Here is a 25,883-nt window from a genome sequence, read left to right as displayed (position 1 = left end):
TATGGACAATACTGTTTAACTATCATGTTGATGAACTATTCTTTCCGAGTTTTAGTTACTGTACTGGTTATTTCACCGTCCGTCACCCGAGTTGTGATTGTATCGCCAGTATTTACCGCTTCAACACTAGTAATGGCAGATTTATTCGCCAACGTAATGCTATAGCCTCTCGCTAACGTAGACAGGGGGCTTACCGATTGAAGTAGAGACGCTCCAGATGCCAGGCGATTTTTCTTATTCCTCAATAGCGCAGTGGTGGCATTAACCAATCTTGTTTGAGCATAGTTGAGGGCACTTTTAGACTGCGTAAGTCGTTGCACTGGGTTATGTGTATTGAGTCTATTTATGAGCGATTGTAGTTTTCTGTCTGCTTTAGCAACATCTTGTTTCATGTGATGAAGCAACTGCATTTGCAAACGGTCTAGCGATTGCCATTGATGCTGTATTTTACTTTGCGGATGTAAGTTTTGTAGGCGCTGGCGCAAAATAGCGAGCTTCTGTTTATTGTGCACTAAAGTGTGCGACAGGACTCTTTTGAGGCGCTCTCGCTGCTGAACTAGCTTTCGGTCTATCTCTAGAGAGTCTTGGCTAAGTAATTCAGCTGCAGCCGATGGAGTAGGGGCACGCAAATCTGCAACAAAGTCAGAAATAGTGAAATCGACCTCATGGCCAACAGCACTCACAATGGGCAATGCACTGTCAGACACTTCGCGAGCTAATGCTTCGTTGTTGAAACACCATAAGTCTTCCAATGAACCACCGCCACGAGTAAGAAGCAAAACATCGACTTCATTTCTTTCGTTTGCTTTTCTTAGTGCATTAATCAATTGGGTAGGAGCTGTTTCTCCCTGTACCATAGAGGGGTACACAATAACTTCGGTTTGTGGGCTTCGCCGTTTTAATACACTAAGTACATCGTGCAGAGCAGCGCCGCTTGATGATGTAATAACGCCTATACGATTTATTTGCGTTGGCAAGCTTCGCTTAGTGGCGGCATCGAACAAGCCTTCGCTGTGAAGTTTCATCTTAAGCGCTTCATAAGCTTGCTTTAACGCACCCTCACCGTCGCTCTCCATATGTTCGACAACTAATTGATAGTCGCCTCTAGCCTCGTAAAGACCCACCGACGCTCTCACTAATATTTTATCGCCTTCTTTCGGGCGCTGACGTACCGAACGGTTAGCACCTTTGAACATGGCTGCTCGCACTTGGGCTTTATTGTCTTTTAACGTGAAGTACCAATGTCCGGATGCCGCACACACAAAATTGGATATTTCAGCGGACAGCCAAATTAGGCCAATTTCGCCCTCAAGTACGGTTCGAGCTAATCGATTTAGCTTGGTGACTGTTAAAATTTGTCGAGATGTTGATGGCGAATTTGTAAACATAAAAAAAATCACTGGGTTTAATACAAATAGAGTTTACCTTAAAACCAAAAAACACTACAATCACGCCGCAATTAACCCTCAACTGAATAGGTGTTGTTGCATGCTACGTATCATCCAAGAAGCCCTTACTTTTGACGATGTGTTGCTAGTTCCTGGCCACTCAACCGTCCTCCCTCATACAGCTAACTTACAAACGCGCCTTACGCGCGGTGTAACTATGAATATCCCTATGGTATCAGCCGCTATGGATACAGTGTCTGAAGCGCCGCTGGCCATTGCTTTGGCTCAAGAAGGTGGTATTGGTTTTATTCACAAAAATATGACGCCTGAAGAGCAAGCAAAGCATGTACTTGAGGTGAAGAAGTATGAAAGTGGCGTTGTATCTGACCCTGTTACCGTAACGAAAGATGCCACCATAGGCGATGTCATTGCGCTATCGAAAAGCAAAGGCTACTCGGGGTTCCCAGTGACAGATGAAGAAAACAACCTGATAGGTATTGTAACAGGTAGGGATCTTCGCTTTGAAAAGCGTCTAGAGCTTCCAATCAGCAATGTAATGACAGGCAAAGATGACCTAGTTACGGTTAAAGAGGGCGCTAGTTCTGACGTAGTGCTCGATTTAATGCATGAACATCGCATCGAAAAAATCCTTGTTGTGGACGACGCGTTCAAGCTTACCGGGCTTATTACAGTAAAAGATTTCCAAAAGGCAGAAAATAAGCCAAATGCGTGTAAAGACTCTTTAGGTCGCTTGCGCGTTGGTGCTGCAGTTAGTGTAGGGCCGGGTACCGATGAGCGTATTGAACTATTGGTCAATGCTGGCGTAGATGTGCTGTTAATTGATACCTCTCATGGTCATTCCCAAGGCGTAATCGACCGCGTGAAGAAGGTACGCAAAGACTACCCCGATGTGCAAATTATTGCTGGAAACGTTGCCACTCGCGAGGGAGCTAAAGCGTTAGCTGATGCGGGCGTAGACGCTGTTAAGGTAGGTATAGGTCCAGGTTCAATCTGTACTACGCGTATTGTTACTGGATGTGGTATGCCACAAATTACAGCAGTAGCAGACGCGGCAGAAGCGCTTGAAGGAACCGGCATTCCTGTTATCGCGGATGGCGGTATTCGCTTCTCTGGTGACATTGCAAAAGCGCTAGCCGCAGGTGCTAGCTGCGTAATGGTAGGCAGCATGTTGGCCGGAACTGAAGAAGCTCCGGGAGAAGTAGAGCTTTTCCAAGGCCGTTATTATAAGTCATATCGCGGTATGGGCTCGTTAGGCGCAATGAATCAAAGCCACGGTTCATCAGATCGCTATTTCCAAGAGTCAAATAATGCTGAAAAGCTGGTTCCCGAGGGAATTGAAGGTCGCGTAGCCTATAAGGGTCCTATCGCGAACATCATTCACCAGCAAATGGGTGGACTTCGTTCAGCAATGGGTTTAACCGGCTGTGCGACTATCGAAGAGCTTAACACCAAAGCTCAATTTGTACGTGTAACATCTGCAGGTATGGGTGAGAGCCACGTTCACGATGTTAGCATTACAAAAGAGGCGCCTAACTACCGTCTAGGTTAAGGCGAGTTACCGTTCAGCGTGGGTAGAGTGTCTGACACAACCACGCTGTAAACCCACCCATGGGAGCTTGGCCTCGGCATCCACGCCTCGGACAGGTTGTTTACAAACACTTTGCCACGCTATATGACGCAATGCGATGCCATACGATGCAATATGGCTTAGTGGTTGAAAAGAGAAAAAAAGGCTTTTTATGAGTTCAGACATACACGCTCAACGCATTCTTATTTTGGATTTTGGCTCGCAATATACACAGCTAATAGCACGTCGTGTTCGCGAAATTGGCGTTTACTGTGAGCTTTGGGCTTGGGATGTAACCGAAGAACAAATTCGCGCATTTAATCCACAGGGTATTATCTTGTCTGGCGGACCAGAGTCGGTAACCGAAGAAGGTTCTCCCCGAGCACCTGATTACGTGTTCGATGCCGGCGTGCCGGTGTTGGGGATTTGCTACGGCATGCAAACCATGGCGCATCAGCTTGGTGGTGGGGTACTTGGTTCAGACAAACGAGAGTTTGGCTATGCACAGGTAGAAGTTATCAAGCCCAGCCCATTACTCGATAAAATTGAAGATGCGATTGGCGACAATGGTGCAGCCCGCCTTGATGTATGGATGAGCCACGGTGATAAAGTTTCAGCTATTCCCGAAGGTTTTGAGACCATCGCGCAAACTGCGTCTTGTCCTCATGCTGCAATGTACAATGAAGAAAAACAGTTCTACGGAGTTCAATTTCATCCGGAGGTGACTCACACTCGTCAAGGTATGCGGTTATTAACGCATTTTGTTATGGATGTGTGTAAGTGCGAAAAACTGTGGACAGCGGGCGCAATCATTGAAGATGCCATTGAGCGCATTAAGCAAAAGGTAGGCGATGACGAAGTTATTTTAGGCCTATCCGGTGGTGTAGATTCATCGGTTACTGCTATGTTGTTGCATCGCGCTATTGGTACAAACCTTACCTGCGTTTTTGTAGACAATGGGCTACTGCGCTTAAACGAAGCTGATCAGGTAATGGAAATGTTTGGCGACCACTTTGGGTTAAACATTATCCGCATAGATGCAGAAGAACGCTTCTTAGCGCGTTTAGAAGGCATTGAAGATCCTGAGCTCAAACGCAAAGCAATTGGCAACGAGTTTGTTCGTGTTTTTGATGAAGAAGCCGGCAAGCTTGCCAATGCTAAGTGGTTAGCTCAGGGCACTATCTATCCTGACGTTATCGAATCTGCTGGCTCAGCCACAGGTAAAGCCCATGTAATTAAATCTCACCATAACGTTGGCGGTTTGCCTGATGATATGGAGTTAGGTCTTGTTGAGCCTCTGCGTGAGTTATTTAAAGATGAAGTACGTAAGATTGGCCTAGAGCTTGGTTTGCCGTACGACATGCTTTACCGTCATCCGTTCCCTGGTCCTGGTTTAGGTGTTCGTGTACTAGGCGAGATAAAGAAAGAGTATTGCGATCTATTACGTCGTGCCGATGCAATCTTTATTGAAGAGCTATACGCCGCAGACTTATACCAAAAAGTGAGTCAAGCATTCACCGTATTCTTACCGGTACGCTCTGTTGGCGTTATGGGCGATGCACGTAAATACGATTGGGTAGTAAGCTTGCGAGCTGTTGAGACCATCGACTTTATGACGGCGCATTGGGCTCACTTACCTTATGACTTCTTAGGTAAAGTGTCTAACCGTATTATCAATGAAATCGATGGTATATCCCGTGTGGTTTATGATATTTCAGGCAAGCCTCCCGCTACGATTGAGTGGGAATAGGGGGGCTAACCAACTAAAAATCGCAGTTGGGTAGCTGCTTCAAAATTTTAATAAAACCGAGAGCCTTGATTATCAAGGCTTTCGGCTTTTAACTGCACTGCAGCGTTACAAACGATTGTTGCTAGTGTGACTTTTCATGCTCAAGAGAAAAAGCCATTACAAAAGAACACCTCGCTTTTGTAAAAACACTAGACGCTAAGTCAAAGTTTATAAATGATTAAGTTGTGTAATGATAGGTAGCGTGATTTGCATAAATGCATGCCTATCCAAGCAAGACGCTTTACTTCACAGCAACATTGTCTGTCAGGTTTGTTTACAAATTAAAGTTTTCCCACTCACCAAATACCAACAAAATGTTGACTTTAAAGTATTTTATATCTTGGCATGAAAATTGCTTTTTTGAGATCAGTGGCCGCCAATCGTTACATTGCTATAAATTAAAGGAACAACTAAAATGATATTAAGAAAGTGTTTATCTACAGTCATTTTCGCTCTAGCGCTGCTCCCCACAGTTGCACACTCAGCGATTATAACGACTTACACTGACAGGAGCACATTTATTGCCGCTTTGAATGGTCTTTCTACCATTGAAGAAGATTTTAACGGCCAAGATTTAAATCTTTTCACGTCAGCGTTCAATCTAGATTTAGGCGACTTTAGCGTCTCTTCTTCTGACGTAGCAAGCGATCAAATCGGTGTAGTTGATAGTGTCGATACAAACGGTAGTTTCTTCACACCGACATTCGCAGATTCTCAAAGCGTAGATGGATCGCGTTTTTTTGGTATTAACGGTAGTGATGGTGGCCCTAGCTTTAACATCAGCTTTAGCACCGAGCGTTTCGTTTTTGGCTTTGATTGGTTAGACGGTGATGTTACTGACTCTTATGCAATGACAGTTTTGGGCCAAGTATTTGAGAGCGCGCCATTTGATAACCGTTTCGTTGACGCTGTTCCTCGAGGCTTTTTCGGAATAATTTCGGATACCGCCTTTGACAATGTTGAATTTTATCAGACTGATGCTGGAGGCTATATTGCTGGATTCGGTGTTGATAACCTAATCACTAGCGGAATTGACATTGTTACATGCTCGCAAGATCCGACTTTACCAGAATGTGCAGCTAACGCTGTGCCTGAACCATCTTCAATGGCTATTATAGGTCTTGGCTTAATAGGCTTGGCGAGTCGCCGTAGAATTAAATTATAAAATAGATAGTTAGTCTGGTGTGTGCGCTAGCAGCACACACCTAGTTTCTCCCCTTTATGCATGTGCGGGTAACGATTCAGAACATTGAATGTAGTAGATAAAGTGACACTGAAATCCATGGCTATCGAAGTCTATATTTCATAACCCGTTCGTATCGTCGTACGAACCCTTGAGCAATTAAAATCGGTACTAGGATTATCGAAGCAACTTAGTGTGGATAATGGCACCGGGTTAATATCGGCTATCTTGACTGATTAGTACCAAGCTAATTATGTTAAGCTAGCCTACATATATCCCGCCACGGTAAGCCTAAACAAAACGGTTTCGTTGAGCGCTCCTATGGTTCATTCTGCAGAGAATTTCTAGATGCATACTTGTTGGAATTATCGGGCAGGTCAGAGAAAAGTCTTGGTATTGGGGACTGGATTATAACGAAGAACGAACCCATGAAAGTCTCGGTAATTGCCACCGTCAACAGACCAAGAAAAACTGGGAAACTTTAATATAGAGTTGTGTGAATTAAGGGAATGTGGACAGGAGTTGTAAAAAACAGGCACAATAAGCAAAGATATCAGCTTAATAAGCCACTTTAGCAAAACGAATCAAAAAGAGCCCAAAGGGCTCTTTTTTCATTTCTACCGCACCTTTCTTTTAAACCATATTTAACTATATTTACGCAAGCGAAGGTTTATAGGCCATGCTGGTTTTAGCTTTAGGTTTTTAGGTACTTATTTTTAAGCCAAAACACTTTCATAAAAAGTAATAGGTATAAAGTGCAAGTAATAAGTATGCTCTGCTATACCTTAAGCGTAACGCAACTGTCATGAAAATATCATCTAATAGTGCTGTTAATCTTTAAGTTAAAGGTCATATCGTGTTCAAGTACACCAGCATAAGCCGTTTGGTCATTACCCCCGTTCTCGCCAGTTTCTTTCTCCTTGTTTTACTCAACGGTGCGTCAATTTTAAAGTCATTCACACTGTTAAATGCTTTTGATGAACTTGAAAATACGCTGGTTCAGTCTGAGCGCGACGTTAACGATGTGCTAAGTACGTTTAAAACACAGGTTCAAGAGTGGAAAAATGTGCTTCTTCGCGGTCATAACCAAGCTGACCGTGAAAAATACTGGGAACGATTTAAAGCTCGAGAGCAGGAAATCACTAAAAAATTTAGTGCGATGCTGCAAAACGACGTAATTAGCGCAAAGGCCAAGACAGAGATACGTCAGTTTCAAAAAGCTCACGGTATTATGGCTACAAAATATCGCGAAGGTTACGAGGCTTTTGTGAATTCTGGATTCGACCCAAAAGTAGGGGATAGTTACGTACGCGGCATCGATAGAGAGCCTGCAAAGCTCTTAGGCAGCATTGCTGATGATATTGCCTCACAGTCAGCTGGCGCTATCAAAACGCTCAAGAGTGATACTCGTAATATGCTGTGGCTTATCCTCATTGCTGCAGTTCTTTTATCAATTGCGTCTCTTAGCTATGTTATTGCGAGATTGCGTTCGCAGGTGATTAAGCCAACAAAGCAAATTGCTACCTGTATCTCAAATTTAGCAAATAGTGATTACGATTATTCACTCAACTATTCAAGTAATCACGAACTAGGCGTGTTAGCTAACTCAGCTCGTGCGTTGCAGAGTAAGCTGAAGTCATCTGTAGAGCAGTTGCAAGATGCGGAAAGGGAAATGAGTGGCGCATTTTCTACTCTAGACAGTGTTAGTCAATCCATTATGGAAGGGGCCAGCGAGCAAAGAGAGACATCTCGCTCTTTAGATACCAGTACTGATAAGTTAAAAGGTATCGTGCAAAACCTTGTGGCGATTACTGACCAAGTTGCCGTTGCAACTAATAATTCTGAGCAAAACGTTGCCAGCTGTTATGAGACGTTCGAAAAAGCTAACGTTGGGTTTAAGCAGCTTGCACAAACGGTTACAGAGTCGAGTGATATTGTAACTGATCTTCAAACACGCAGTACTAATATCCTTAAAGTGGTGAATGTAATTAATGAAATTGCTGATCAAACTAATCTGCTTGCGCTAAATGCTGCGATAGAAGCTGCGAGAGCCGGCGAGCATGGAAGGGGTTTTGCGGTTGTTGCTGACGAGGTAAGAGCGCTTGCAGCTAAAACGCAGCAATCTACCAGAGAAATAAACGATATTTTAAGTAGTTTTGAGTTGGAAGCGAAAACTGCTGTAACCGCCATGACCTCAGGTAAGCAGCTTTCAGACACCAATGCAGCCGAAGCTGAGTCGGCGCTTGAGCGATTAAACACGGTAGTAAGAGACATTCAAGAAACCGCCAGTGTAGTGGTTGCGCTTAATGAAGCCGCGGATGAACAAGAGGCCGTATTGGGCCAGGTAGAGTCTATTATTAGCAATGTTGTGTCTTCGGCTGAGCGTTATCATCAACTAGCACAGCGCGACGATATGTCTCGTTCAATGAAGAATATGTCACACAACGTTGAAAAGGTGGTGAACAGTTTGACCCGCTAAGCGGGCTTTGACAGTATTTAACGTAAGTTATTAAGCTTGTTTAAATACAGTCTGAAGAGAATCAATAGTTTATGATCCCGCTGGTGTTCCATCCTATTTACAGTCAATTATCGCTTCCCGACAGGCATCGGTTTCCAATAGAGAAATACAAGGGGATTAGAGATGAACTAATGAGGCGGGGGATTAGCGCGTCTCAGTTCAGTAAGCCAAACCCAATAGAAAACGATCTTCTAATGCGTTTTTATTCCCCAGAGTATGTTCAGCAGCTCACAACCGGCAACCTTGATAAAAAAGCCATGCGACGCATAGGCTTTCCTTGGTCTGAGCAGCTTATCGAGCGCACAAGAACGGCAGTTGCAGGCACATGCTTAACCGCAAATCTCGCCATCGAAACGGGTAAAGCGCTAAACTTGACCGGTGGGTATCATCACGCTTTTGCAGATTTTGGCTCGGGTTTTTGTTTGTTTAACGATCTTTATCTGGCGGCCAAGGCCATGCAGGCGCACCCGGGTATTGATAATGTTCTGATTATCGATTTAGACGTGCACCAAGGGGATGGCACTGCCAAGCTGGCTGAAAATGACAATGATATTTTTACCTTGTCTCTGCACGGTGAAAAGAATTTTCCACATAGAAAACAGGTTTCTAATATTGATATTGGCTTTGTAAAAGGGGCGGCAGACGATGAGTATTTATCGACATTAGAACAAGCTATTACACTGGCTTTCCGACAGTATCAGCCCGATGCGATAATTTATGATGCCGGCGTTGATGTACACGTTAATGATGATTTAGGCCATCTACACATAACAACGCAAGGGGTGTACGAGCGGGATAAAATGGTATTTGAGTTGGCGCAGCACAAAGGGTTACCTATAGCTGCCGTGATTGGTGGTGGTTACCAGCGCGATATTGACGCGCTGGTAGATGTACATATTCAACTCTATCGAGCTGCAGGGGTTATCGACTAGTCGTTTACCTACAGGAACTTAACCTGAAAACCAAGACCGATACGCTCTTGAGAACGGTTATAATCGATTAATGAATCTCCATAGCCATTAAAGTATTGAATGAGAAGATCGTAACGATCTGACATAGGATAGGTCACGTCTAATTGAATGCTGCCTCGATTATCATTGAAATCTAAGTTGTTTCTCCACAGCGCAAGCATTTTAAATGCGCCAATTTTACGGCCATAACCAAATTCGAATCGCCCGTAAAAATCTTGTATATCTGGATTGTCGTCGCCGCTTGGATCTAAAGGATCTTCTTTTTCATCTTCCGGCACGCGGTACCAGGTCTTTAAATAATAAATATCATCGTCATCGCTAAACACAATTGAGGCAAAAATGCGGTTCCAGCTTCTTGAGCGAAGTCCACTTTGCCCATTAGACATATGGTTGAAGCCTACTTGAAAAGTATTAAACTTATAGCCTAGAACTGAGTAGTCGCCGGTTTTCTGCCAAAAAACTTCAGGCTCGTAGTTGGTTTCTCTAAAGGGTTTCGATACTTCACTGTTATATAACTGCCAAAATGACGTAAGCGTAAATCCAAAATACACGCCATCAAAACCAGTATCTTCCATGTAAAGTGGTAGCTTCATACTTAACTGGAATTTTGCTTCTTTGCTGTCAACGTTTTCTTCCGTAAGATCTTGATTACCCGCCGAATTAGGGTTCTTTATATGAGTAAAAGGGAGAAGGTAATTTTGGCGATGCTGAGTAATAGCAAATACATTATCTAACGCTTCTTTGTCGCCTTCTAAGCGACTATCGAGGGCACTTTGAGTTGTGGTGTCTCGTTTAATAATATCGATAACCTCGATGCCTTCTTCTATAGCGGAAGACAAATCGTTATCTTGCGACGATTCTTCAGACTTGGGTGATTCCGTAGATTGAGAGGTTTGAGGGCTATCTGACTTTTGAGATTCTTGCGCGACAGAAGTAGTGATAACACCGAGTGATAAAACGACTGGTGCTATAAATAACAAAGGCTTTAAAGTCACCTTTTATTCTCCGTGGTGATAGTTACGGTTGATTGAAGTCCAAAACTTGGCCTTCTGCTGATGCAAAGACATGCAGTGGTGATTCTGCAGCTAATACGAAGTCATTACAATGAGAAACCACAAAATCTATATCATCGTCTGTTCTTTCGGGGTCATGACTGTATAGCGCGAGTCGTTTAACGTTACTTGCCATAGCAAGTTTAACAGCTTCTTCTGCCACAGAGTGTCCCCATCCGTTCTTTGCGGGCATATCTGACCCCATGTACTGAGCGTCATGGATTAATAGATCTGCGTTACTGGCAAAGGTAGCAAACGTTTGAAAATCAGTTTCTTTCTTGTAGGGAGGGTAAAGTTCGTTGTCAGTGATGTACGCCACTTTATAGCCATCTGCCTCGATACAATAAGCGCTTCCTTTACCCGGGTGGTTCATAGGAACCCGCTTAATGGTTGCACTTCCAATAGAAAAGACATCTTGCTGAGCATCAAGATGCTGTATTATTATATTTGCATGAAGGGCAGTTCTAGGAACAGGAAACAAAGAGCCTTCCATTTGCCTAAGGATCTGATCAGGCTCATCCAAATTGGTCTGTCCTGGAAAAATATTGATCTCTCTGTCTTTTTGATAAATAGGCGTAAAGAAGGGAAAGCCTTGAATGTGGTCCCAGTGATTATGGCTAAGTAAAATATTAATGGGTGTTGTTTTTTGAATGAGATAGGGGCTGAGCAAGCGGATGCCTGTACCCGAGTCGAGGACGATATCCGTGCCGTCCTCAAGCTCTATATGTACACAGGCTGTATTTCCGCCGTAGCGGACAAAGTCCGCTCCGGGTGTGGGTATCGACCCTCTTACACCGTAAAATGTTAACCGCATATACCCACCCCGTTCTTCAATGTTCGGGCAACGTCAGATGTTAGAGCGCGGCTACGAAATCCTTAGCGGCACTGAGATCTAATAACTGTTTATCGCCAGTTCGTCTATTTTTATATTCAACCTGTTGATTATCCAAGTTTCTTTCGCCAATAACAATACTATGAGGTATGCCAATTAATTCCATGTCATTAAACATAACACCTGGACGTTCCTTTCTATCATCAAAAAGTACGTCTATTCCCAAGCCTGATAGCTCTTCATACAGCTTTTCGGCTGTTTCTTTAATGCGATGTGATTTGTGCATGTTCATGGGAATGATAGCCACTTTGAAAGGAGCGATAGCATCTGGCCACTTTATGCCAAATTTATCGTGATTTTGCTCTATCGCGGCAGCAACAATTCGAGATACACCAATACCGTAACATCCCATTGTTAACGTTTGATGCTTACCTGTTTCGCTTAAAACACCGCAATTCATGGCTTCAGAGTACTTCCTGCCAAGTTGAAAAATATGACCAACTTCAATGCCGCGCTTTATTTCAAGGGTACCTTCACCGTCAGGAGATATATCGCCAGCGACTACGTTACGAATATCAACCGCGTTTATCTCTTCAGGCCAATTTGAATTGATAGCTAATTTGTTTTGCTCACCGGCACCGCAAGTAAAGTCGGCGAGTGCTGCAGCACTTGAATCAACGTAAGTAGGAATGTTCAGGCTGGTTGCATCTGCAAATAAAGGAGAAACACCTAACACTTGTGCCGCTTTTTCAGCAGAAGCTTGAACAAGCGGTGTAGCAACGGTATCAATTTTTTCGGCTTTAATATCGTTTAATGTGTGGTCTCCTCGAAGTACAAGGGCAACCCACTTCTCATCGCTATTTAGAGCAGCGTCAGCGTTGTCTTCACTAGTTTCAGCCCCTTTAACCACGAACACGTTTACCGCATTGCTAGTTGCAATATCAATACTGCCAAGAGCCTCTTCTAAAGTGTGACCAGATACAGGCTTGGTTTCACGTGCAGCGCCAGAGGCAGATGCTTTCTCAGGGGCCGTAGCCGGTGCCATTTCAATATTAGCGGCGTAATTGCTCTTATTAGAAAACGCAATGGCGTCTTCCCCTGACTCTGCTAATACATGGAACTCATGAGAATGATTGCCACCAATTGAACCAGAATCGGCGATAACAGCACGAAAATCTAAACCCAATCGAGAGAATATATTGCTGTAGGCGTCATACATTTTCTGATAAGTGGCTTCTAAACAAGAATCCTCTAAGTGAAAGCTGTACGCATCTTTCATCGTAAATTCGCGGCTACGCATAATGCCGAAGCGAGGACGAACTTCATCGCGAAACTTAGTTTGTATTTGGTACAGGTTAAGCGGTAGCTGCTTATAACTGCTAACTTCGTTGCGAACGAGGGCGGTAATAACTTCTTCGTGAGTGGGGCCTAACACGAAATCGCGCTGGTGGCGGTCTTTTACACGCAACAATTCAGGTCCATATTCTTCCCAACGACCAGATTCTTCCCACAAATCTGCCGGCTGCACGACAGGCATCAGTATTTCGATAGCGCCGGCTTTGTTCATCTCTTCGCGAACAATATTAGCGACCTTATTGAGAACGCGAAGGCCTGAAGGAAGCCAGTTGTATAACCCCGACGCTAGCTTTCTAATCATTCCAGCACGTAACATTAGCTGGTGGCTGATAACCTCTGCATCAGCGGGTGTTTCTTTTTGCGTGGCGAGCAAATATTGACTAGTGCGCATGTAAACCAGTATTCCTGTAAATTAAAATGTGATCTTATCTATTCTAATTAAGTGAGAGCCATTAGGCTATACACTCGTTGCTTTATGTTGAAATAATCTATGTTGAGTGAAGAAAGCTTTTGAAAAAACTGTTGAGAAACGTCTACGGTTTAGACCCATTCTGCGTTTGAGGAATTTTCTTGGAGGAATTTTCTAGATACAGCTGCACAATTAGTTAAAAAGACATATTCACAGGTACTTTCTCGAAAATTTTCATAGCGCAGCAATTTGCGTAACCACAACAGTGCCTTCTTTTAAAATAAAACTAATATCGAAGTTGTATAGCGAGACTTTGTAGGTTTTGTCGTCGTTATCTAAAGGTTGTTTGTAGGCTGGGCGTGGGTCTTGCGCCAATACATCACATACTAATTGTGTAAAGTCACTGTGGCGGCGACTTATCTCTGTAAGTTGAGGCTTTACACTATTCTCAAAAATCACCTCTCGTTGAGGTATAGGTCGAAGTTGGTTAAGGCTATCGGTAGCGGAATCTACACTGTCTGCGTAATGAAGATAAGGTTTTATATCAACCAGGGGAGTACCATTAACAAGGTCTACGCCCTCAACCATGAGTTTCTTTTTCCCATTTATGAGATGCATGCCCTTATTTTTTACAACAGACATGCCTATAGCGTTGGGCCTGTGGGTACTGCGGCTGGCAAAAACGCCCATGGTTGAGTTGCCGCCTAAACGAGGCGCTTTAACCGTGCTTTTCCAGCCTCTGTCTATTGTTTGATGGAAGACAAAAAGTAACCAGAGGTGACTATAGCTATCGATGCCTTTCAGCATATTAGCATCATCAAAGGTGTCCTCAAAGGTAATAATTCCTTTCGCTACACTTAAGTTGGGCTGACGCGGTATTCCAAACTTTTGGTTAAACGGCGTGGAAATAGTGGCAATTTTTTGAATCGTAAACGTGTTTTCTGCCGTCATTTTTCGCAGTCTTTTACTGTGTTATCTGCTTTTATTTTTGACAGCGTTTCAAGAAAGTATGGGCATCCAAGCTCTTTTGCTTTTGCGATATTGTGGGTATAAATTTTTTCTGCGTCATTTTCGTTTTTCATAAAACGAGAAATGTCACGCTCTCTAATGATATGCAAAATAGGGTAGGGTGAGCGGTTAGTGAAATTTTCAGGCGCGTCCGTATCGCTGCCTTCAAACATATAATGAGGGTGAAAACTGGCAAGCTGATATTTACTCGAAAAACCCCAATCGTTTAGCATGGCTTCAGCAATAGCGAGCACATCTAAATACTCATCAAAATCAGCAAAAACACTATTAGACAGAACCATTAATGTGGTCGCAATATAGTCGTCTTTTTCCAGCCGAGATAACTCATCGTAAAGCGCCTCTAATACATCTCCTGTATTGCCTGCTATTGCGCTGCAATGAATCTGGTTAGGAGTTCTCACATAAGAAGCAAACGGGCAAAAGTTGTGGCGAATCACAATGTCATCTACCCATTTCATTGTTGCCTCAATGAAATGGGTATTTTGATCTGCTTGGGCGTTGAGTGAAGGCAAGTTCATAACCGATTAGTTGCCAATTTTTACGAATGGTACTTAACGTAAGCTTCTAACGTGTTTTCGATAAGACTGGCTACTGTCATAGGGCCGACGCCACCCGGAACCGGCGTTATCCAACCCGCACGCTCTTTCGCTTTATCAAATTCGACATCGCCGACTAACGAACCATCACTTACTCGATTAATACCCACATCGATAACAATGGCACCAGGCTTAATCCAGTCACCTGGGATAAAGTTAGGTTTACCTACCGCAACCACAAGAAGGTCTGAACGCTGAACATGGCTCTTTAAATCTTGCGTAAACTTATGACACGTTGTTACCGTACAGCCCGCTAATAATAGTTCTAGGCTCATTGGGCGACCAACAATGTTCGATGCGCCAACAATAACGGCATCTAAACCTTTTACCGGGCGTTTCGTTGATTCAATCATCGTCATAATGCCCTTTGGCGTACAAGGGCGAAGCGCTGGAATACGTTGAGCTAAACGACCGATATTGTATGGGTGAAATCCGTCCACGTCTTTATGAGGGTGAATACGCTCTAGTACTCGTTCGGCGTTAAGCCCCGCAGGAAGCGGAAGCTGAACTAAAATACCGTCTATCTCTTTATCGTCGTTAAGTTCATCCACCAATTTAAGCAGCGTTTCTTCCGACGTATCTGATGGGAGATCGAAAGAGCGAGACACGAAGCCCACTTCCTCACAGGCCTTACGCTTATTCGAAACATATACTTGTGAAGCCGCATCGCTACCTACCAATACCACCGCAAGACCCGGCTGGCGTTTTTTAGCTTGTGTTAAGGAGGTGACGTAAGAAGCTACATGTTGGCGAACTTGTTTGGCAATTAATTTGCCGTCAATAAGGTGAGCGGTCATATTTTCAGTCATAAAGTCATTAATGATTGACCTTTATTGTTTCACAAAACGGGTAACTGAAACCAGAGGAAAGTGTTCTGAGTGAGATGTTTTTCTACATTGAAATACGTTGGAGAACAAAATTTCAGTTAGTATACGTGCATGCTGAGCTTTGTTGTAAGAATTTTGGGCTAAATCTACAGCAAAGATTAATTCCCTTTAGTTTTTATGAATTAATTTAGTTTTCGGTGAACAGTCTTAATTTGGACAATTAAACGAGAAAATATCTTTCGCTCTGGCTAAAAAGCACTCTTTTTGTTCAAAAAAACACAATAATGCGCGCTTTGTGAGCGGTTGTTTTTTTTATTTAAAAAAGTGTTTGACGAGGTGGGGGCAAGTCAGTAATATTCGCACCCCGTAACGGCACAGAGGCAAAACGCTTCGAAAGCAGTTACACAGTCGGTGAGTGGCGCAGCTTGGTAGCGCACTTGTTTTGGGTACAAGGGGTCGCAGGTTCAAATCCTGTCTCACCGACCATTTTCTTGCAATAACCTTTGTGAGAAAACTTGCAATAAGATTCGTCGAGCGCCCGTAGCTCAGCTGGATAGAGCAACGGCCTTCTAAGCCGTGGGTCGCAGGTTCGAATCCTGCCGGGCGCGCCATGCGGGTCAGGTAGGTCCTGACTAAATTGGCAGAATCTTTACGTTTACATGTTTATCAATTCGCATGTAAACTAGCAAACACCTCAGTGGTGGGCGTAGCTCAGTTGGTAGAGCCCCGGATTGTGATTCCGGTTGTCGTGGGTTCAAGTCCCATCGTCCACCCCACTTTTTCGCGGGAGTGGTGGAATTGGTAGACACGCTGGATTTAGGTTCCAGTGCTTCACGGCGTGAGAGTTCAAGTCTCTCCTTCCGCACCATAGTTTCAAGCTTCTTTCAAAAGCTCTTTCAGTATTTACAGTCGGTGAGTGGCGCAGCTTGGTAGCGCACTTGTTTTGGGTACAAGGGGTCGCAGGTTCAAATCCTGTCTCACCGACCACTACTTTTTCCCTATACTTTCAAATTTCAGCGTATTCGCTAATCCGGCAAACGAGCCAAAACTTTCTGTTTTGATGCAATAATTCCACTACCTGTGGGTTATCCAAACAGATCGGCGCTACAAACTTGTGTTTCCCTCTCGACTCTCATCGTGTGCGGCTGTATACTACCGCGTCTTTTTTTAACCAATGCGTTTATTTCAAATTGTGTGTTTTATATATGAATTCTGTTTCTACACTTGAATTCTCACCACTTTGAAACCATAAACGAATTTTAACGACCTCTTCCCCGAGTGATGTGCCTAAAAGCATGGCGGGTGAGTGGATTGAGAACAAAACGCCTTAAAAGGCGTATAGTTGAGGTAATATAATGCAAGTTTCAGTCGAGACGACCCAGGGTTTAGAACGCCGTCTTACTATCACCGTTCCAGCTGACGCGGTTGATTCAGCAGTTAAATCACGCCTACAACAGTTGGCGAAAACACAGCGCATCAACGGCTTCCGCCCAGGAAAAGTGCCAGTAAGCGTAATCAAAAAACGTTTCGGCCAAGCAGTTCGTCAAGAAGTATCTGGCGATGTTATGCAGCAAAACTTCTACCAAGCAGTAATCCAAGAGAAGATTCAACCTGCTGGTATGCCGAAGTTCGATTTGACCACAGACGAAGATGGCAAGGACCTTGAGTTCACGGCGTCTTTCGAAGTTTATCCTGAAGTGGAAGTTAAAGGTTTAGGTGATATTGAGATTGAAAAGCCAGTAGTTGAGATTACTGACGAAGATCTTGATAACATGATGGAAACGCTCCAAAAGCAGCACGCGACTTGGAAAGAAGTTAAGCGCAAAGCGAAGAAAGACGATAAAGTTGTTATCGACTTTGTTGGCACTATTGACGGCGAAGAGTTTGAAGGCGGAAAAGCTGAAGACTTCGCACTAGAATTAGGCCAAGGCCGAATGATTCCTGGCTTTGAAAAGCCACTTGTTGGTGCTAAAGCAGGCGAAGAAGTAACTATTGAAGTGACTTTCCCTGAAGACTACCATGCTGAAAACCTTAAAGGTAAAGACGCGGTATTCCAAGCAACAGTGAAGAAAGTTGAAGGTCAATCTCTTCCTAAAGTAGACGAAGAGTTTGCAACACTGTTTGGTGTAGAGGAAGGCGGTGTTGACGCACTTAAAGCTGAAGTGCGCAAGAATATGCAGCGCGAACTAGACCAAACCTTGAAAGCCAAAGTGAAAGAAGACGTTATTTCTAAGCTTGTTGAAGCCAACGAAATTGAAGTTCCTCAAGCACTTATCGACCAAGAAGTTGATACACTTCGCGAACAGGCAAAACAGCGTTTTAGTCAGCAAGGCGGTGGTCAGAATTTACCAGACCTGCCTGCAGAATTGTTTACTGACAACGCCAAGCGTCGTGTGTCTATTGGTCTTTTACTTGGTGAAGTTATTAAGCAAAACGAGCTTAAAGCAGACGAAGAACGCGTTAAAGAGATGATCGAAACTGCGGCTTCAGCGTACGAAGATCCAAGTGAAGTTGTAGAGTACTACAACAACAACCAAGAGCTAATGCAGCAAATGCAAAACGTTGCGCTTGAAGAGCAAGCTATCGAGTGGGTTCTTGAGCAAGCGAATGTTACTGAAGTAACAAAAGCTTTTGACGAGGTAATGAACAAACAGGCGTAATTTTTTACTGTCTGATTGACATTACTTGTCAGCAACTGCTTAAATGCTCGGAGCCTTCCGAGCATTTTTGTTTTTAACGCTAGATAATAAAGGTAGTTATGACTAACACTCCGTTTGACCCTATGAATGCACTTGTTCCAATGGTAGTAGAGCAGACCTCTAAAGGTGAACGCTCTTACGACATTTATTCTCGCCTATTAAAAGAAAACGTTATTTTCTTAGTGGGGCAAGTTGAAGATCACATGGCCAACCTCATCGTTGCACAAATGTTGTTCTTAGAAGCGGAAAATCCAGAAAAAGACATTTTCCTTTATATCAACTCGCCAGGCGGATCGGTGTCAGCCGGTATGGCAATCTACGATACAATGAATTTTATCAAACCTGACGTAAGCACTGTATGTATGGGGCAAGCGGCAAGTATGGGCGCGTTCCTGCTATCTGCAGGTGCAAAAGGGAAGCGTTATTGCCTACCAAATTCTCGCGTTATGATTCACCAACCACTTGGCGGCTTCCAGGGCCAAGCGTCAGATTTTGAAATACATGCGAAAGAAATACTCTACATTAAAGAGAAATTGAATCGCCTAATGGCTGAGCACACCGGCCAGGACTACGAGAAAGTAGCTAAAGATACGGATCGCGATAACTTCTTAAATGCGTCCGATGCGAAAGAATATGGACTTGTTGACCAAGTTTTAGCAAACCGTTCTGACGTTGCTGCAACAAAGTAGTATAGTTATAGTAAATCTGAGCCAACATTATGTGTGATTTGGTCTAAGGCTCAGGCAAGGCAGAGGCAAAAGTAATGAGTGATAAGCAAAGCGGTGACGGCGATAACAAGCTACTCTACTGCTCATTTTGTGGCAAAAGCCAGCATGAAGTGAGAAAGCTGATAGCGGGGCCGTCCGTATTCATTTGCGACGAGTGTGTTGAGTTATGTAACGATATCATTCGCGAAGAAATAAAGGAAATTGCGCCTAAGCAAAAGCAGGATGCTTTACCTAAACCAGCAGAAATTCACGAGCATTTAAATGATTATGTCATAGGGCAAGATCACGCTAAAAAAGTGCTCTCTGTTGCGGTTTACAACCACTACAAGCGTTTGCGCAACGGCGACGTTCACGACGGTGTAGAGCTTGGTAAAAGTAACATTCTTCTTATAGGGCCTACAGGGAGTGGTAAAACGCTTCTAGCAGAAACGCTTGCTAGGCTATTGGATGTGCCGTTTACCATGGCCGATGCCACAACGTTAACTGAGGCGGGCTACGTAGGTGAAGATGTTGAAAACATTATTCAGAAGCTCCTTCAGAAATGTGATTACGACGTAGAGAAAGCGCAGCGTGGTATTGTCTATATTGATGAAATCGATAAAATTTCACGCAAGTCAGACAACCCGTCTATAACTCGTGATGTGTCGGGCGAGGGTGTACAACAGGCCTTGCTTAAACTTATTGAAGGCACAGTAGCGTCTGTTCCTCCTCAAGGTGGCCGCAAGCATCCTCAGCAAGAGTTTTTGCAGGTTGATACGTCGAAGATCCTGTTTATTTGTGGCGGTGCATTTGCTGGACTTGATAAAGTTATCGAGCAACGTGCTCAGAAGGACACCGGCATTGGTTTTGGCGCAACGGTTAAATCTAAAGAAAACGGCAAGCAAATTAGTGAATTGTTTAAGCAAGTTGAGCCAGAAGATTTGGTCAAATATGGCCTTATTCCAGAGTTTATTGGTCGTCTACCGGTTGTAACCAGCTTAGAAGAGCTTAACGAAGAAGCGCTTATACAGATTCTTCGCGAGCCAAAAAATGCGATTACTAAGCAGTACGGTGCGCTATTCTCTATGGAAGATGTTGAGCTTGAATTCCGTGAAGATGCGCTTAATGCGATTGCAAAAAAAGCAATGGAGCGCAAAACTGGAGCACGTGGTCTTCGCTCAATTGTTGAGGCAGTGTTGCTAGAGACAATGTACGACCTACCTTCTACGGAAGATGTGAGTAAGGTGGTAATTGACGAAACCGTTATCCGCGGCGAGTCTAAGCCTATTTTGATTTACGACAGTAATGAGAAAAAAGCGGCGTCTGAATAATTGCTTTAACACGCAAATATTGTCGCAAACAGAATCCATCAACCTAGTGAGTGTTTTACGGGTTTGATTATTTAAAAAGGTCCTTCGGGGCCTTTTTTGCTTTTAAAGCGTATGTGTTGCTATAGATGTGCGGCATCGTGAATAAGTCTTTGACGCAAACAAATCCTATTTTTGGTCGTTATTTAAGCGAATGCGCCCTAAAAAACTATCCTTTATTCTAGATTTACTATCAAACGGTTGCCATCAGCGCAAAAATCGATAATGGTTGTCAGGTGAACATCTAAAAATTGCGATTTAAAGTGCTTCGATATCAATAATATTTGTATCGGTTTCGTGTAGTTCACGTAGTAAAAATGTCCCGAAAAGAGACATTTGAGAGTAGGGTGTAGGGAATTAACGCACTTTAATAAGTTTTGATTGAACTTTGCCCTTACATCCCCATATAAAACGACATCGGAAAACTAATTGAGAACAAGTATGACAGTTGAGCGTGAAAATCGCATTGAAATTCCTGTGCTTGCCCTGCGGGACGTCGTCGTATACCCGCATATGGTCATACCCCTTTTTGTAGGGCGTGAAAAATCTATCCGTTGCCTAGAAGCGGCAATGGAGAACGACAAACAAATTTTCTTAGTAGCACAAAAAGACGCTGGCGTAGATGAGCCCGAGTCTGATGATATTTATACCGTTGGTACAATAGCGACCATACTGCAGCTATTGAAATTGCCTGATGGCACAGTAAAAGTGCTGGTTGAGGGGAGCGTACGCGGCCAAATCGAAAGCTATAAGCAATCAGAGCCGTACTTTGTTGCCAATGTAGATCAGCTTGATGATGAGAGCATTGAAGAAAGTGAGCAAGAAGTACTTATTCGCTCTGCTGTGTCTCAGTTTGAAGGTTATGTAAAGCTTAACAAAAAAATTCCACCAGAGGTTCTTACTTCGCTAACTGGGATTGAAGACGCTGCTAGGCTAGCTGACACCATGGCTGCGCATATGCCGCTCAAGCTTGCTGAAAAGCAAAAGGTCTTAGAGATGCAGGGCGTTAACGAGCGCCTTGAATACTTAATGGCGTTGATGGAAGGCGAAATCGATCTGCTGCAGGTAGAGAAGAAAATTCGCACACGCGTTAAAAAGCAAATGGAAAAGAGCCAGCGTGAGTACTATTTGAATGAGCAAATGAAAGCCATTCAAAAAGAACTTGGCGAGCTTGACGATGCTCCAGACGAATTTGAGACGCTAGCTAAAAAGATTGCCGACGCGAAGATGCCAAAAGAGGCGGAAGACAAGGCCAAGGCTGAGCTTCAAAAATTGAAGATGATGTCTCCAATGTCTGCTGAGGCTACCGTGCTGCGTAGCTATATCGAGTGGCTTACCAATGTGCCGTGGAATAAACGCTCACCTGTGAAGAAAGACTTAGCGAGAGCGGAAAGTGTTCTTAATGAAGATCACTACGGGTTGGAAAAAGTTAAAGAGCGCATTCTTGAATATCTCGCCGTTCAGCAGCGCGTGAAAAAACTGAAAGGGCCTATTTTGTGTCTTGTTGGGCCTCCTGGTGTAGGTAAAACTTCCCTTGGGCAATCTGTTGCGAAAGCGACTGGCAGAAAGTATGTTCGCATGGCCTTAGGTGGCGTGAGAGACGAAGCTGAAATTCGCGGTCACCGCCGTACTTACATAGGTTCGTTACCTGGTAAACTAGTGCAAAAAATGGCAAAAGTCGGGGTGAAAAACCCATTATTCTTGCTAGATGAAATTGATAAGATTTCGTCGGATATGCGCGGTGACCCCGCCTCAGCGCTTTTAGAAGTACTCGACCCAGAGCAGAACAACAGCTTTAGCGATCATTATTTAGAAGTAGACTACGACCTTTCAGACGTTATGTTCGTGGCAACATCAAACAGTATGAATATTCCCGGTCCATTATTAGATCGTATGGAAGTTATTCGTCTGTCTGGTTACACCGAAGATGAGAAGCTTAACATTGCGAAAAACCATCTTATAGGTAAGCAAATGGAGCGCAATGGCTTAAAGGCGAAAGAACTAGAAATTACCGATTCGGCAGTGATTGGTATGATTCGTTATTATACTCGGGAAGCCGGGGTTCGTAGCCTTGAAAGGGAAGTTTCTAAAGTCTGTCGTAAGGCGGTTAAAGATATTCTACTCAAGAAGAGCAAAGGCAAGGTATCGGTTACTCAAGATAACTTAAAAGATTATCTTGGCGTACAGCGCTTCGACTATGGCAAAGCGGATAAAGACAACCAAATTGGTCAGGTTACCGGTTTGGCGTGGACGCAAGTAGGTGGTGACTTACTGACAATCGAGACAACATCGGTACCTGGTAAAGGTAAAATGACCTCCACCGGTTCCCTTGGCGATGTTATGCAGGAGTCTATCAAAGCGGCTATGACAGTTGTGAGGAGTCGTGCTGATAAACTGCGCATTAACAGCGACTTTTACGAAAAACGCGATATTCATGTGCATGTTCCAGAAGGAGCAACGCCAAAAGATGGACCAAGTGCCGGTATTGCCATGTGCACCGCGTTAGTGTCTTCTCTTACAGGTAACCCTGTGAAGTGTGATGTAGCCATGACTGGTGAGATTACATTGCGTGGCGAAGTATTGGCCATAGGCGGTCTAAAAGAGAAGCTTTTAGCGGCTCACCGAGGTGGTATAAAAACCGTCGTTATTCCAAAAGATAACGAGCGCGATCTAGAAGAAATTCCAGATAACGTGAAAAAAGATTTGTCTATTCACCCAGTACAGTGGATTGATGATGTGCTAGATATTGCACTTCAGGAGCCGGTAGAAAGCTTTGAAGTGGTGAATAAATAGCAAATCTAGTTGGCTGCAATGCTTGATTTTAAAGGGTTGCAGCCGATTATTTTCAATTTTTGATTAAAAAATGTACGTAAAATTAAAGAATTGCTGATTTTTTCCAAATTAGGGCTTTCAAGACTGAAAAGTTGTGTTACCTTAAAATGGTTATCGCTTGAAGCCTTGCCACAAAAGGGATTGCAGCGGTTAATTTTAAAAGTTAATTAATTGTGACAGATGCTTGATGTTAACAATCAAGCTTGTTATAACGTCCAATCATAATTTTGGACAAACAGTATAATAACAATCGAAGGGGATCATAATAGTGAACAAGTCTCAACTTATCGACCAAATCGCTGCTGGTGCAGATATTTCTAAAGCAGCTGCTGGGCGCGCGCTTGACGCATTCACTGACTCAGTAACAGCCGCGCTTAAAGACGGCGACCAAGTAGCACTAGTAGGCTTTGGTACTTTCTCAGTTCGCGAACGTTCAGCTCGCAGTGGCCGTAACCCACAAACTGGTGAGACTATTCAGATTTCAGCTGCGAAAGTTCCATCTTTCAAAGCCGGTAAAGCTCTGAAAGATGCTTGTAACTAAGTTAAAAAATATAGAAAAAGGCGATGGCTGGTCCATCGCCTTTTTTATTTGTCAGTAACATAATCAATAACCCCGCCGCGAATAGGTTTGCTTTTCGGTAAACGTGATAAAACTGTCTTCGGAACACACAGATTAGTTGTTTTAGGTCGTTTATCTTCATCGGCATTAGGTTATAATCATCGCTTATTTACCATCGGTTAATCTTTCTCATAACTAGCTTAAAGAGTTAATCGGGTATCAGTAGTAAGCAACGGAGTTGAAGAATAATCATGCTAGAAAGAATCAGAGAAGGTTCTCAAGGCCCATGGGCGATGGCAATCATTGCGCTAATCGTTTTGAGTTTCGTATTTGCGGGTGTGGGTAGCTACCTTACATCACCAGGCACCTCAGCGGTGGCCACAGTAAATGGCGAAGAAATATCGGCCCAAGAGCTAGACCGTGCCTATCAAAACCAGCGGGCACAAATGGAGTCGCAGTTTGGCGAGAGTGTCGCTCAGCTTTTCTCAAGTGAAGAGTACTTGGCTAACTTCCGCCGTAACGCTTTAGATCGTCTAATTGCCGAGAAGCTTATACAGCAGCAGGCGACGGAACTGGGCCTACGCGTTAGTGACGAGCAAATTAGAGAAACGATTGTTCAAATGCCTGAATTTCAGTTTGGTGGTCAATTTGATAATGAACGCTTCCAAACTATTCTCCGTCAAAATGGTTTTAGCCCCACGGACTTTCGCAATTATCTTCGTATTCAAATGACGCAAAATCAGTTAGCCGCGGCGTTAACAACGTCTGCGTTCTCTCTGGACAGCGAAGTAGAGCTAGCAAATACATTACAACGTCAAACTCGTGATGCAAAATATGCAGTTGTAAGTGCTGATGCTTTTGCTGATAGCGTAGAAGTGAGCGAAGAAGACATCAATGCCTTCTACAACAACAATATTGCCTCTTTTGATACAGAAGAGAAAGTAAAGTTAGCTTACGTGAAGTTGAGCGTAGAAGACCTTAAGAGCAGAGTATCTGTTGATGAAGATGCAGTGCGCACTTACTATGAGAATAACTTAGCGAGCTACGGAAAAGAAGAAGAGCGTCGTGTATCACATATCCTAATTGAGTCAGGTGATGATGTTGATGCCGCAAGAGCAGAAATTGAAGCGCTGAAAGCACAACTTGATGACGGTGCTGATTTTGCCACTTTGGCGTCAGAAAACTCAGATGATACTTTTTCTGCAGAAAACGGTGGTGATCTTGATTTTATAACGCCTGAAATGATGGATGCAGCGTTTGATGAAGCCGCTTTTTCATTAGAAAGTGTGGGTGATATCTCTGATATTGTTGAGACCGATTTTGGTTTTCACATCATTAAGCTGACCGACATCAATGAAGCTCAAACAAAGTCTTTCGAAGAAGTTGCTGGTGACATCCGAGATTCATTGCTTTACGACCAAGCAATGGAAAAGTATTTCGAGCTTCAAAACACATTAGCTGAGATTGCGTTTGAGGTGCCTGATACGTTAGAAGATGCAGCCAATGCTGTAAACCTTCCTGTTCAGGAAACCGCTATGTTTAGCCGCACTTCTGTGCCAGAGAGTGTTAACTCGCCGGCAGTATTAGAGGTTGCTTTCTCTCCAGAGCTAATAGATGAACGTGTAAATAGTGACATCATTGAACTAGATGATGAAAATATTGTTGCCGTTCGTGTAATCGAACACGAGCCTCAACGCACACAGTCTCTTGATGAGGTTAAAGAAAGTATTGAAGCCTCTGTAAAAGCAACAAAAGCGCAAGAAGCAGCGGAGGCATGGGCAAGAAACGTAGCGAGTAAGGTTCGTGCGGGTGATGATGTATCATCGTTATTTTCTGAAAAGTCGGTGTCTTGGGAAACGGCACAAGCTGTAGCTAGAAATAGTAATAACTTGGCATCTGCTGTTGTAGAGACATTGTTTACGCTAGCGCCAGAGGGTGATGGTAGTATCGATGTTGCAACAACAGTAAATGGCGATGTAGCTGTGGTTCAGCTTGAAGGCGTTAACGATGCACCAGTGTTAGAAGCTGAACTAGGCAATAGCTTAAAAGAGCGTTTAGGCCAGATGAACGGTCAGCGTATGTACGAGCAGTATATAGAAGCGCTTCGCTCACAGGCTGAAGTTACTGTCGCTGAAAGCATATAAGCGTGCTGTTCTATTCTGCGCAAAGCTAGATAGTAAA

The 25,883-nt window shown here is 43.7% G+C and carries 18 protein-coding genes, 5 tRNA genes and 1 pseudogene; 17 read left to right on the top strand and 7 right to left on the bottom strand.

The window, feature by feature from the left end:
- Positions 1–35: 35 nt before the first annotated feature.
- Positions 36–1,388 (bottom strand): exodeoxyribonuclease VII large subunit, encoded by a 1,353-nt coding sequence (gene xseA, locus CW735_RS13385; RefSeq protein WP_100972584.1) that lies wholly within the window; start codon positions 1,386–1,388, stop codon positions 36–38.
- Between the two features lie 100 nt (positions 1,389–1,488).
- On the opposite strand from xseA, the gene guaB reads away from it, so the two are divergent.
- The 6 genes and pseudogenes from guaB to CW735_RS13360 all read left to right on the top strand — a co-directional run bounded on the left by guaB (position 1,489) and on the right by CW735_RS13360 (position 9,398).
- Complete coding sequence (gene guaB / locus CW735_RS13380; protein ID WP_071980145.1) at positions 1,489–2,958, top strand: IMP dehydrogenase; 1,470 nt, start codon at positions 1,489–1,491, stop codon at positions 2,956–2,958.
- Positions 2,959–3,148: 190 nt separating this feature from the next.
- A complete protein-coding gene (gene guaA / locus CW735_RS13375) occupies positions 3,149–4,726 on the top strand; it encodes a glutamine-hydrolyzing GMP synthase (RefSeq protein WP_071980144.1) in 1,578 nt (525 codons plus the stop codon).
- Positions 4,727–5,180: 454 nt separating this feature from the next.
- Entirely contained in the window at positions 5,181–5,930 is a 750-nt protein-coding gene (locus tag CW735_RS13370; RefSeq protein WP_071980143.1) for a PEP-CTERM sorting domain-containing protein, read from the top strand.
- Between the two features lie 72 nt (positions 5,931–6,002).
- Positions 6,003–6,438: pseudogene (locus CW735_RS19935) on the top strand (integrase core domain-containing protein); the annotation flags it as partial.
- 366 nt (positions 6,439–6,804) lie between these two features.
- Positions 6,805–8,427, top strand: a complete 1,623-nt coding sequence (locus CW735_RS13365) for a methyl-accepting chemotaxis protein (RefSeq protein WP_100972582.1) — start codon at positions 6,805–6,807, stop codon at positions 8,425–8,427.
- A 71-nt stretch (positions 8,428–8,498) separates the two neighbouring features.
- Positions 8,499–9,398 carry a histone deacetylase family protein gene (locus tag CW735_RS13360; protein ID WP_071980141.1) on the top strand — a complete coding sequence of 300 codons (900 nt, stop codon included), beginning with the start codon at positions 8,499–8,501 and terminating at the stop codon, positions 9,396–9,398.
- Positions 9,399–9,406: 8 nt separating this feature from the next.
- Here CW735_RS13360 and CW735_RS13355 read toward each other — a convergent pair whose 3' ends face one another.
- From CW735_RS13355 to folD, 6 genes are all read right to left on the bottom strand, one after another.
- Complete coding sequence (locus tag CW735_RS13355) at positions 9,407–10,276, bottom strand: phospholipase A (RefSeq protein WP_239059331.1); 870 nt, start codon at positions 10,274–10,276, stop codon at positions 9,407–9,409.
- A gap of 178 nt (positions 10,277–10,454) precedes the next feature.
- The gene (locus CW735_RS13350) at positions 10,455–11,303 is read right to left on the bottom strand and encodes an MBL fold metallo-hydrolase (RefSeq protein WP_100972580.1); all 849 of its coding nucleotides are present in this window, start codon (positions 11,301–11,303) and stop codon (positions 10,455–10,457) included.
- A 40-nt stretch (positions 11,304–11,343) separates the two neighbouring features.
- Positions 11,344–13,068 carry a proline--tRNA ligase gene (locus CW735_RS13345; protein WP_100972578.1) on the bottom strand — a complete coding sequence of 575 codons (1,725 nt, stop codon included), beginning with the start codon at positions 13,066–13,068 and terminating at the stop codon, positions 11,344–11,346.
- A 252-nt stretch (positions 13,069–13,320) separates the two neighbouring features.
- Complete coding sequence (tsaA, locus tag CW735_RS13340; protein ID WP_100972576.1) at positions 13,321–14,037, bottom strand: tRNA (N6-threonylcarbamoyladenosine(37)-N6)-methyltransferase TrmO; 717 nt, start codon at positions 14,035–14,037, stop codon at positions 13,321–13,323.
- Positions 14,034–14,633: a DUF1415 domain-containing protein gene (locus tag CW735_RS13335; protein WP_100972574.1), complete on the bottom strand. Its 600-nt coding sequence runs from the start codon at positions 14,631–14,633 to the stop codon at positions 14,034–14,036. Before CW735_RS13335 ends, tsaA begins: the two co-directional genes overlap by 4 nt.
- A gap of 20 nt (positions 14,634–14,653) precedes the next feature.
- Positions 14,654–15,508 (bottom strand): bifunctional methylenetetrahydrofolate dehydrogenase/methenyltetrahydrofolate cyclohydrolase FolD, encoded by an 855-nt coding sequence (folD, locus tag CW735_RS13330; RefSeq protein ID WP_100973265.1) that lies wholly within the window; start codon positions 15,506–15,508, stop codon positions 14,654–14,656.
- A 439-nt stretch (positions 15,509–15,947) separates the two neighbouring features.
- Here folD and CW735_RS13325 point away from each other — a divergent pair.
- From CW735_RS13325 to CW735_RS13275, 11 genes are all read left to right on the top strand, one after another.
- Positions 15,948–16,024 (top strand) — tRNA-Pro (locus CW735_RS13325).
- A 48-nt stretch (positions 16,025–16,072) separates the two neighbouring features.
- Positions 16,073–16,149 (top strand) — tRNA-Arg (locus tag CW735_RS13320).
- An 89-nt stretch (positions 16,150–16,238) separates the two neighbouring features.
- Positions 16,239–16,314 (top strand) — tRNA-His (locus tag CW735_RS13315).
- 7 nt (positions 16,315–16,321) lie between these two features.
- Positions 16,322–16,406, top strand: a tRNA-Leu gene (locus CW735_RS13310).
- A 42-nt stretch (positions 16,407–16,448) separates the two neighbouring features.
- Positions 16,449–16,525: transfer RNA gene (locus CW735_RS13305), tRNA-Pro, on the top strand.
- A gap of 368 nt (positions 16,526–16,893) precedes the next feature.
- Positions 16,894–18,198, top strand: coding sequence for a trigger factor (gene tig / locus CW735_RS13300; RefSeq protein ID WP_100972572.1), 1,305 nt, complete (start codon positions 16,894–16,896; stop codon positions 18,196–18,198).
- Positions 18,199–18,296: 98 nt separating this feature from the next.
- Entirely contained in the window at positions 18,297–18,926 is a 630-nt protein-coding gene (clpP, locus tag CW735_RS13295; protein WP_071980133.1) for an ATP-dependent Clp endopeptidase proteolytic subunit ClpP, read from the top strand.
- A gap of 74 nt (positions 18,927–19,000) precedes the next feature.
- A complete protein-coding gene (gene clpX / locus CW735_RS13290; protein WP_071980132.1) occupies positions 19,001–20,275 on the top strand; it encodes an ATP-dependent protease ATP-binding subunit ClpX in 1,275 nt (424 codons plus the stop codon).
- A 477-nt stretch (positions 20,276–20,752) separates the two neighbouring features.
- Positions 20,753–23,104 (top strand): endopeptidase La, encoded by a 2,352-nt coding sequence (lon, locus tag CW735_RS13285; RefSeq protein ID WP_071980131.1) that lies wholly within the window; start codon positions 20,753–20,755, stop codon positions 23,102–23,104.
- 307 nt (positions 23,105–23,411) lie between these two features.
- Positions 23,412–23,684: a nucleoid-associated protein HU-beta gene (gene hupB, locus CW735_RS13280; protein ID WP_012518978.1), complete on the top strand. Its 273-nt coding sequence runs from the start codon at positions 23,412–23,414 to the stop codon at positions 23,682–23,684.
- A 269-nt stretch (positions 23,685–23,953) separates the two neighbouring features.
- Positions 23,954–25,846: a SurA N-terminal domain-containing protein gene (locus tag CW735_RS13275; protein WP_100972570.1), complete on the top strand. Its 1,893-nt coding sequence runs from the start codon at positions 23,954–23,956 to the stop codon at positions 25,844–25,846.
- Positions 25,847–25,883: the final 37 nt, after the last annotated feature.

Source organism: Alteromonas sp. MB-3u-76 (genome assembly GCF_002831605.1).
Lineage (GTDB): Bacteria > Pseudomonadota > Gammaproteobacteria > Enterobacterales > Alteromonadaceae > Alteromonas > Alteromonas hispanica.
Note: the sequence above shows the minus strand (reverse complement) of the source record. Positions and strands in the feature narration are given on the sequence as shown.